Annotated in this window: 7 protein-coding genes; 2 read left to right on the forward strand and 5 right to left on the reverse strand. The window is 61.1% G+C overall.

Annotated elements, in window-relative coordinates; genetic code table 11:
* Positions 1 to 262: 262 nt before the first annotated feature.
* The 5 genes from AC1DCZ_RS17965 to AC1DCZ_RS17985 all read right to left on the reverse strand — a co-directional run bounded on the left by AC1DCZ_RS17965 (position 263) and on the right by AC1DCZ_RS17985 (position 7,157).
* Positions 263 to 1,741, reverse strand: coding sequence for an ATP-dependent nuclease (locus AC1DCZ_RS17965; protein ID WP_476975803.1), 1,479 nt, complete (start codon positions 1,739 to 1,741; stop codon positions 263 to 265).
* A 911-nt stretch (positions 1,742 to 2,652) separates the two neighbouring features.
* On the reverse strand, positions 2,653 to 3,705 hold the full coding sequence (locus AC1DCZ_RS17970; protein WP_476975804.1) for a PDDEXK nuclease domain-containing protein: 1,053 nt from the start codon (positions 3,703 to 3,705) through the stop codon (positions 2,653 to 2,655).
* 156 nt (positions 3,706 to 3,861) lie between these two features.
* Positions 3,862 to 5,094, reverse strand: coding sequence for a hypothetical protein (locus AC1DCZ_RS17975; protein ID WP_476975805.1), 1,233 nt, complete (start codon positions 5,092 to 5,094; stop codon positions 3,862 to 3,864).
* Positions 5,095 to 5,121: 27 nt separating this feature from the next.
* Entirely contained in the window at positions 5,122 to 6,765 is a 1,644-nt protein-coding gene (locus AC1DCZ_RS17980) for a relaxase/mobilization nuclease domain-containing protein (protein WP_476975806.1), read from the reverse strand.
* Positions 6,766 to 6,767: 2 nt separating this feature from the next.
* Positions 6,768 to 7,157, reverse strand: a complete 390-nt coding sequence (locus AC1DCZ_RS17985; protein WP_476975807.1) for a MobC family plasmid mobilization relaxosome protein — start codon at positions 7,155 to 7,157, stop codon at positions 6,768 to 6,770.
* Between the two features lie 253 nt (positions 7,158 to 7,410).
* Between AC1DCZ_RS17985 and AC1DCZ_RS17990 the strand changes: the two genes are divergently transcribed.
* Together AC1DCZ_RS17990 and AC1DCZ_RS17995 are read left to right on the forward strand one after the other, a co-directional pair.
* Positions 7,411 to 7,719 (forward strand): hypothetical protein, encoded by a 309-nt coding sequence (locus AC1DCZ_RS17990; protein WP_476975808.1) that lies wholly within the window; start codon positions 7,411 to 7,413, stop codon positions 7,717 to 7,719.
* A 629-nt stretch (positions 7,720 to 8,348) separates the two neighbouring features.
* The gene (locus AC1DCZ_RS17995; RefSeq protein ID WP_226775957.1) at positions 8,349 to 8,642 is read left to right on the forward strand and encodes a hypothetical protein; all 294 of its coding nucleotides are present in this window, start codon (positions 8,349 to 8,351) and stop codon (positions 8,640 to 8,642) included.
* The last annotated feature ends 18 nt before the right edge of the window (positions 8,643 to 8,660 follow it).

The following is an 8,660-nucleotide window of genomic DNA, read 5'->3' on the forward strand; positions in this document are numbered from 1 at the left end:
GTTCCGCGGCGGCGCGCAACGATCCGGTCAGATCATACGCAGCGAGTATTTCCATGATTTCTCCGTCAAACTTCATTAGGGCCTCTTCCCGGGCGACTTTGGTGCGACTAGACACCGTCATCAAACCCCGGGGAGAGGCTCCCGCCGCTKAAGCGGYMGGGTTCAGTAAGGAAGTGGGCAGATCTCATGGCCACCAACGGGCAGTTTTCATGGCCGTCAGTGGGCAGTTCCGTGGCCGCCTACGGGCAGTTTTTCATGGCCGCTAACAAAGCGAGGCAACTGCAGTTACTCCATCTTCATCGCTATCAGCGAAAATAAAGCAGGGGGTATTGGTCATTTGAGAGAACTTCACGGCGGCGGAGGCAAGCTCGTTTGCTAGGCTCCCAGGATCTACCACCGTGATTCCATGCGACTTCCCACCGAGTGCATAGCGTAGGGCAACCGGCAGAAATGCTCGCTCGGTGGCTCCGTCTCCGATCACCACGCAACTTGAAAAGAGAAGCTCCCCAAAAGGTCTCTCCACAAGTCTTCGTAGCTTCTCCATCTCTTGCTTATGAAGACTAGGTCGAAACGCACGATGCACGGCCGTTCCATCACTTGACGCTGGTCCAAGATCGATGATCCTCGTCAAGTCACCTGCGGTCTGCACAAGACGAATTGATGCGGGGTCAACTGAAGTAACTAGATGAGCAGAGTGGGTGCTAACGACCTTCTGTCCCCGCATACCGACCAAGAGCTCAGCCAGCTCCATCGCAGCCTGCGGATGAAGATGTGCCTCTGGCTCTTCCACGAGGGTAATTGGCGTGGGAGGAACCGCACTTCCATCGCGTCCCAGACGACGTTCGTACAGCACGCCTTGAACTTGCAACGACGACAAGCTCCGCGACCCTGCGCCATGGAAACGAATGGGAAGCGGGCCTGCTCCCGTATCTAGATCAATGGAAATGAGCCGGCCCAGTTCTTCAAGGCTTGTAGGAAGGGGATTCAATGCCGGCGAGCCTACACTGCCTACCAGGGAATGAAGTCTAGATAGTTCATTGTCAACTGACTTGAGGGTTCGACTCTCAGAAAGTATTTGGGCGCTCAACTGAACAAGCTGAAGCTCCAACGGCTTACGTTGATCCTCGGGAACCTCAAGATCTGAGAGTACTTTTCGTATGGTCGACCCCTGCCTTCCCAACTCATCGCGTAAGTCTCGCCCTGTGTTAATCAGATCTACCGCGAAGGCTCGTCGTTGCCGCGAGGACAACGCCGTCGGCGAGGTCAAGTGGTCCCACTTGCTGCTGACGGAGTCGAACACCAAAAAGAAGGATTCAGCTCGCGCCCCGCCGCCCTCGGCGGAGCGGGATACTCTAGTTCGCCACGCGATTCGCTCGCGAAGCGGAGTTTCACTGAGTGTCTGTATCCTATTCTCGAACAACTGCGTGAAGTTGTTTTCAAACTCCTCATCATCATCGATTTTAGAGGGAGCGCCTGGAGAGACTATTACATCAATCTCCGGACTGGTCTCTGTTCCCACCGAGAAATCGTCAACCTCGGCAGAGCGACCGCCAAGCGCAACTTGCAACGCAGAAATTATTCTTGACTTTCCCGCATTATTTCGTCCAGCCAACACAGTCACATGGGGTTCCAACTCAATCTCGCAGAACTGAATACCCCGGAAGTTCCGAATGATCAGACGTTCGATATATGGGCCAGTTCGGCGTTCTTCGTCGGAGGGCACACTTGACGTCGCATTCATTCTTCTAACATAGCCGCGAGTCTGCAGCGCAGGAGCCTACCGCGCCGGGACACCACTGGTCTATAGCGTGTAGCTGAGCAAAGCCGTGGAGCGTGTAGGCGTGGCAACCCTTAACTTAGGCACCGCCTCCCGGCCCGCACCCGGAGCTGCCAAAGTAGATCGCTAAGGCCACCCCAAATTCCCTGCTGCGCCGACTCCGGCGATATCTGAATGAGCTGGGAATGCCGTCGGACGGGCTGGACTTAATTCCCTCCGGCGCTTCGACGCAACCCGCCTGCTAAAGGCCGGACGGACCTAGATTCGTGCAATACCAAAATGGGCCACACGTACGCCTCGACCACCAGCATCTACCAATTCGTAAGGGACGACTTCCGCAATACCACCCTGAGGGCGTCCCCGGACCGCACTATGGACCAGCCACTTGGCAACCAATCCGGAGGTCAGCGATGAAGCGCAAAGTCGAACACATCTGGCGGCTCTCCGAGCGCGGAATTAACTTTTCCCGGCCACAGGTCTACCCGCACCGTCAACCAGAAGCCAGACGGTTGGCCTGCAGGTCATCGCGGCGACCTACCACGCCACCCTTGCGACCGGTGAAATGGTCATGGGACTTCTTTACCAGGAACTGGGTCCCCCATCGGTCGGCTGCAGCCAAGGGATCGAAATGGCTACTTCAACGCCTTTTGAAGTACACCCCAAACTGGGGTCCGGTAGCCGCGCATTCTCTGTGGGACTAGGGTCCCATCCGGCGTTGCTGTACTTGCTGCGGCTCGTTGTCAACGACCTCAGCCTGACACCTAAACGGTGGCGGAAGGATTCATGGGCAAGTTCAACTTGTTGACTGGGAAGATCAAGTGGGCTGAAACCCTGGGACGCTTGATCTCTCAGGGACCACTTGGCCTATGCCGTGGTTACTGACTGTCGAGGTGTTCTTCTATTTTGCTTTGCTCGAGGGCCGCTGTGATCGCTTCAGGTGAGGGGAGCGCCTCGCGCTCCTCCGGCGGCAGCGCATCGTAGGTGTATGACGCAACGGCGATGGGCTGCGAGGATCCGTCGAGGGCGTACCGGACGGTCGGCTCATGCTTGGAACCGCAAACGAGGATCCCTACGGTGGGTGCCATGCCAGGAAACTTCACGAGGTCGTTGACGGCTGCTACATAGAAATTCAGCTGCCCGAGATGTTCGGGTTTAAATTTTCCGGCTTTGAGTTCGACAACGACAAAGCGGTTGGTTGGAACGTGCACAAGGAGGAGGTCGATGTAGAAATCTTCGCCTTGTACATCGAGGTGGTATTGCCGGCCGTAGAAGGCGAACCCTCGTCCAAACTCCGCCAGCGTCTGGGACATCCGCAGCGTCATGGCCTGCTCGATGGCGAGTTCCTCGGCCTCTTCGGTCAGACCTAGAAAATCGAGCACCAAGGGGTCTTTGGCTACTTCCCGCGCCAATGCACTGCCCTCGCCCGGGAGCCTGGCCTCGAGATTGTTCGGCGCCGCACCTGTCCGGTTGTGGAGCTGTGTGATGATCTGGTGTTCGAGGACAGCCACCGTCCAGCCATGCTCAACGGCTTTTGAGGCGTACCAACGGCGCAGCTGGTGGTCGTCGAGCTTGTTCAGGAGCGCGACATTGTGGCTCCAGCTCAATTGTCCAGACGGTGTCTGGACAATTGACTCCGCGTCGCTCCAGGCGGCGGCGAAGGCCCGCATGTTGTACAAATTGCTGCGGGAGAACCCCTTCATATGCGGGAACTCAGCTCTTAGGTCGCGTGCCAGACGGTCAAGAACCTTACTCCCCCACGGTTCGCTCGCTTGCTTGCTCAGGATCGTCTGCCCGATGTTCCAGTAAAGCTCGATCATGGCGGTATTGACAACGCGCTGAACCCGGTTCTGGGCTTCCCTAACAAGGCCTTTCAATGCCTTTAACGCGGCAGCATAGTCGCTTGGGAGGTCCGGTTCGAGCTGGGTCATGAGTCCACAGTATCCGGAGGGCCCGACGGCTTTCGCTTCAATTGTCCAGATGCTGTCTGGACAATTGAAGCTGTCCGCTCCGACCGGCGCGCCGTCCCGATGATCGGCACTAGCGCCACAGGCTGTGGCACAAAGTGGTTCTTCTCTCCCAAGTACTTATCGGCTGAGGCCATTCTTACCTCGTTCTGCCCCCATGGCTGCGCCGCTGCGGGTCTTTCTGGCCTTGGCAGCGCCCTTACCCATGGTGACGGCTGCGCTGGGATGTGTTCCCTCGCTTCGGGCGGCGGCGAGGCGGCCGCGGATCTGGGTTTCGTTGGCACCCGCGCTCTCCAGCGACTCAGCAAATTTTTCGTGATGCGCCGCTGAACCGTAGCCGGCGGCCGATGCGGTTTCTGCTTTAAGGCCCTGGTCTTTGAGCTGGATGCTGTCATTGCTGGTGACGCTGTTTTCAATCTGGCGGCCGACGTCTGCCAGTCGGGCGAAGAGTTCCTTTTCTGCCCGTTCGTAGCGCTGTTCCAGCGATGAGAACTGGGAGCCTGTGAATCCGCCCTCGGCCAGGAGCTTGGCCTCGTGCATGTCCTTGGCGGCTTTCACGAAGGTTGGATCCTCGAAGTGGGAGTCACCGGCACCATTGATGGTCGCTGCGGTTTCCTTCCTCAACTGATCAATGTCGGGACCGTTGATCCCATCCTTGCCGATGAGGAACAGGCGTTCCTTTACGGCGGCGTCCGCTGCCTCCAGCGCCTTGGGGGTCTTCGCGGTGTGCGCGGTCTGCAGTGCCTGTGCGAGCTCGGGGTTGGCCAGATACTCTTCGGGTACCTTGTGGCGTTCCATTTCAGGACCCAGTTCCGCTGCCTGTGCGCGAAGTTCTTCTGCGCGGGCTGCTGCGAGCAGCTGCATGGCCTTCTCGTGTTCGGCGGCTGCCTTGCGTGTCTCTTCCTGGCTCCGTGCCAGCTCATCCTGCCGGGCCTTCTCGGTGGTGATGGTCCGGATACCTGACTCGAGGTAGGCGGCGTCGGAGCCGACGTCGTGGGTGTCGATGCCATAACGGGCGAGGACTTCATGCCGGATTTTCTCCGAGGCTGTCAGGGCGGCCGGGTCGTGGTTCTTCCAGCCTTCGGCTACTGCGTGTGCCGTGGCGATGTCGTTGGGCTGTGCCTTGTCCCACCACTGCTGCTTCTCCACGGGTGCGAGGGCAGCGTGTGCTGCGCTGCGTTCTGCGGCGAGTCGTGCTTGGGCTTCGTGCGCTGCCTGGGCGTCCAGGTGTTCCTGCTGCCGTTGAGATTCCTGCCGGCGCCGGGCCAGAGTCTCGGCAATACGTGAGGCCATCAACAGCATCTGCCGCATTCCGTTGTCCAGGACGTCGTCCATTCCGTCTGATTCACTCATGGTGTTCCCCTTGCACTTGGTGGTGATTTATCGGTCGAGTCCCGGCCCAGCGTCGCGTCGGCCGGGCTGATAGGTCTTCGCTGGCGTTGCCGGTGTGGGTGTCGTTGGCACGACGGATCCCGGGCGGATGGGCGCCATGCCGCGGCGGGCAATATCGACCGCCCTCGGCGGCATCGCTGCTGCCTCGGAAGCGGGCTGCTGTTCTGCTCCAACTAACACTGGTTGGGGCATCGTCGCAGTGAACGGGGCGAGCTGGCTCTCGACCACTGACCGGATGCGCTGGGCTTCCCTGGTCCGCCCTGATTGGGCGTGCATTTCATACACGGCAAAGGCTGTGTTGATCAGCTGCACCATGAGGGCCGTCTGCGCCGCGGTCTTGTTCTTGCTCGACGCGGCCATGAACAACATCGCGGTTCCGGCAATGGACGGCAGGGCGACGGGTTTGCTGTGCTGGCGTGGTGCCCGGAGCTGGGCTGTGCGGGACAGTTCGGCTGCGGTGGCAGCCAACGGCCCTGGCGTCGGTTCCAGGCGATACGACCAGGCCGCGAACGCGCCGGAAACCTCGCGGGCGGCCTTGGCCCAGGTGGCGTGATCGTCACGCGGTATGGAGCGGAGTTGGTCCGCCAGTACGGTGGCATTACGGGTGTAGTCAACCCACAGCTGCGGGTCCGGGGTGGCCCTCTCCGGGCCGCGGGTGTTGGCCGTGCGTTTGTTCCGTGCGGCGGCGTTCCACTCCGTCGCTGCCTCTATCGCGGCCTGAGGGGTGTCCTTCCATTCCTGCCGCAACTCACCGAGGCGGAGGTCGGTAGCGAGGGTGCCGCCGCCGAACCAGATCGGCCTCTCCCCCCTGGCCGGCCGTTCGGCAACGGAGTAGCCGACAATGACGTCGGTCGTGTTCTTCGCATACCGGGGACGCACCAGCAGGCCGGTGTCTCTGGCGCGGCGGACGAACTCCGCTTCGGTGGCTGAGGCGCTGGCGCTGGCACGTACTTTCCGTGCCAGGGAGGCACGGTGCATTTCGCGGTCGTCCCTAGCGGCGGTGGCCTTTTCGGCCCGGTCGTAGCCGCGGGTGGCATGCACACTGGGAAGCTCTTCGAGCCCGTACTTGGTTTCCAGTTCCCGGCAGGTTTGTTGTGCGCGTTTGTAGTCGCCGTGGGTGGAGGCTTTGGTGCCGTCTTCCCGGACGAGTGACACGGCGATGTGGATGTGGTGGTTACCGTTCTCGGACGTTCCATGGTTGATCGCGACCCACCGGCACTGGGCTTTTCCGCTGGTCTCGGTGAAGCCCATGGCGTCGACGAAGTCGTTTGCGATGTCGCCCCACTGCTGGTCCGTCAGCGCGCCCTCCTCGGCACGGAGGCTCAGCGAGCAGTGCCACACGTCGGCCTGCTTGTGCCCGTTCGGCACCCGTTCGTTCTTGACCGGGTCCCAGCGGAAATCCTTCTGCAGCACCTCGACGCCGAAGGCCTTGCGGGGCTGGTCCAAATGCCTCGCGATCGCCACCGCGTCGTCCCTGTCCAGGACGCCGTCGTCGTACCAGGCCATGATCGCCGCGTCCCCGGCGACCAGGTGCGGGTCGGTGTGCGCGTTCTTCGTCTTATCCGCATCGGTGGAGGCCAGGTAAAGCATGAGACCGGACATCCGGGAGCCACGGGTGATGTTCGGAATCATCCCTACATCAGCCCCTCAATCGTCCGGTCAATCCGCATCGCAACCTCGCGCACATATGCCAGTGGTGCCTTGGCGTCCTGGGGGAATTCGTCGCCGGCGTTGGCGTGCCGGGCGATCTGGTTCACGTTGTTCGACACCCGCGCCAACAACGTATGGATTGCCATCAGTTCAGCCATCGCCGCCTTGCGCTCCGTCGGCGTCTCCGACGATTCCGACAGGGCGGCGGTGAGCAGCAAGTTCGGGACCGTGACCTTCTCCCTCGCAGCCCTCGCAACCAGGGCCGCTTCCTCCTCCGCCGTCACCCACACATCGCGGCGTTTCTTCGTCCCCGCCGGGGAATTCGCACGCCGCCGCTTGGAGATCCGGGAACGCGGCACACTCTCCTCAGACACGCACTCCCCCAATCCCCTCAAACGGCCCAGCGCAGCGACCCCGAAACCGGGGACCACACAAGCCAGTGTGCCAAACCAAACCGCAGGCGCGGTGCAGGACACGCCCGTTTACACCCGTGTAAACGTATAGCTTGCTCCGCCCCAAATGGCTCCTGCACTTTTTCTCCCCTTTGTGGTGCTCCGGTCCCGGAAGTGGCACTCCGCTGCGCGTCGCTGCCCGAAAAACCGCTGCCCCTGTGGTTACCGTGGGTGCATGCCAACCATCGAGATCGAACAGACCCGCAACCAAGCGCGCGCCCTCCTGGACTCACGCATCGAATCCGTCACGAACCTGGTCAAGACCAGGCAGCGGATCACTGACCTGCGCGAGCAGCTCGCCGACGCCGAACGTGACGACAAGCGCGCCTACGTGCGCGCCACCAAAGACGGGTGGAGCCCCGAAGAACTGAAAAAACTCGGGCTTGAATCCGGCGCCGCAGCGCGACGCCGGAAGCCGGCCACCACCCGGACCACGGACGAGAGTTCCCCGTCCTCCGCCGGTGGAGATACCGAGGCTGAGTAAGCTTGCCCCTCGCACACGTGGGCACGGCAAAAGCTAAATCCTCCGGGCTTTTCCCGCACACATGTGCACGACGGGACCCACCTGACCGGCTGCACACAAACGCCAGGACACCATGAGCGGGCATGTCACCGCCGGGACCGGCGAATGTGCACAGCCTGGGAACTAAGCAGTCACCAACGGGCACCTTCCCCATGGACCAAGACAGACGCCCGCCGGCCAACCCGCTGCGGGGGCTCGGTCTTCTCAGCAGGGACGACACACACCCTTTGGGCAGGCCGACGTTGCGCAGCGACGGAACCGTGATCAGTGAGTGGCTTCTAAGGCGCTCGGGGGCTTCCAGCCTGGTCCCCGGCGGTGACAACCACAAGCTGCAGGGCGGCGCTCACCACCACCAGGTACCGCAGGCCCGCGTGATCCAAGCAATGGCACCAACCGCACAGACCGGCATCACCAACATCCGCCACGACGAAGAAGGCCGACACCCCATTGAACTGGTCCCCAAAAGTTGGACTCGTCAATGTACGGGTTCCACTTTAGCGACCAGAGATCGGCTCTTCGAAGAAGTCCCCGTCCCGTTTGGGACGGGGACTTCTTCGCATACCGCCGTATCCGCGTTGAACAATGAGTCCATGAGTGATCAGCCTTTCGAGTCCAAGTACTCTTCCGACGATCCCCTGTGGGCGGCTCCTGATGCCGAATTAATTGCGATTGCCAGAGAAAACGGGGTCACACTTCAAGCCCTCCTCCTTGCCGCGCAAGACCATGCCCGCAAGCTAGATGAGGCTCTGCGAGCCATGGGTGGCTCAGGAATACCTCCACTGACGATCGCGGCTGAGGTCGGCTTGGGTGAAGCGCATGTTTCGGCTGTGCTCGCTGGCAGAGCTACCCTGGACTTCCTTATGGGGCTCTCAAAAGCCGACTAGCCAACGCGACAGGGACCA

The organism is Arthrobacter sp. 10N418 (assembly GCF_056394725.1).

What these genes read in the sequence shown, in the direction of transcription:
- AC1DCZ_RS17965 (WP_476975803.1), bottom strand. Translation starts at nt 1,741, where the DNA reads ATGAATGCGACGTCAAGTGTGCCCTCCGACGAAGAACGCCGAACTGGC.
- AC1DCZ_RS17970 (WP_476975804.1), bottom strand. Translation starts at nt 3,705, where the DNA reads ATGACCCAGCTCGAACCGGACCTCCCAAGCGACTATGCTGCCGCGTTA.
- AC1DCZ_RS17975 (WP_476975805.1), bottom strand. Translation starts at nt 5,094, where the DNA reads ATGAGTGAATCAGACGGAATGGACGACGTCCTGGACAACGGAATGCGG.
- AC1DCZ_RS17980 (WP_476975806.1), bottom strand. Translation starts at nt 6,765, where the DNA reads ATGATTCCGAACATCACCCGTGGCTCCCGGATGTCCGGTCTCATGCTT.
- AC1DCZ_RS17990 (WP_476975808.1), top strand. Translation starts at nt 7,411, where the DNA reads ATGCCAACCATCGAGATCGAACAGACCCGCAACCAAGCGCGCGCCCTC.
- AC1DCZ_RS17995 (WP_226775957.1), top strand. Translation starts at nt 8,349, where the DNA reads ATGAGTGATCAGCCTTTCGAGTCCAAGTACTCTTCCGACGATCCCCTG.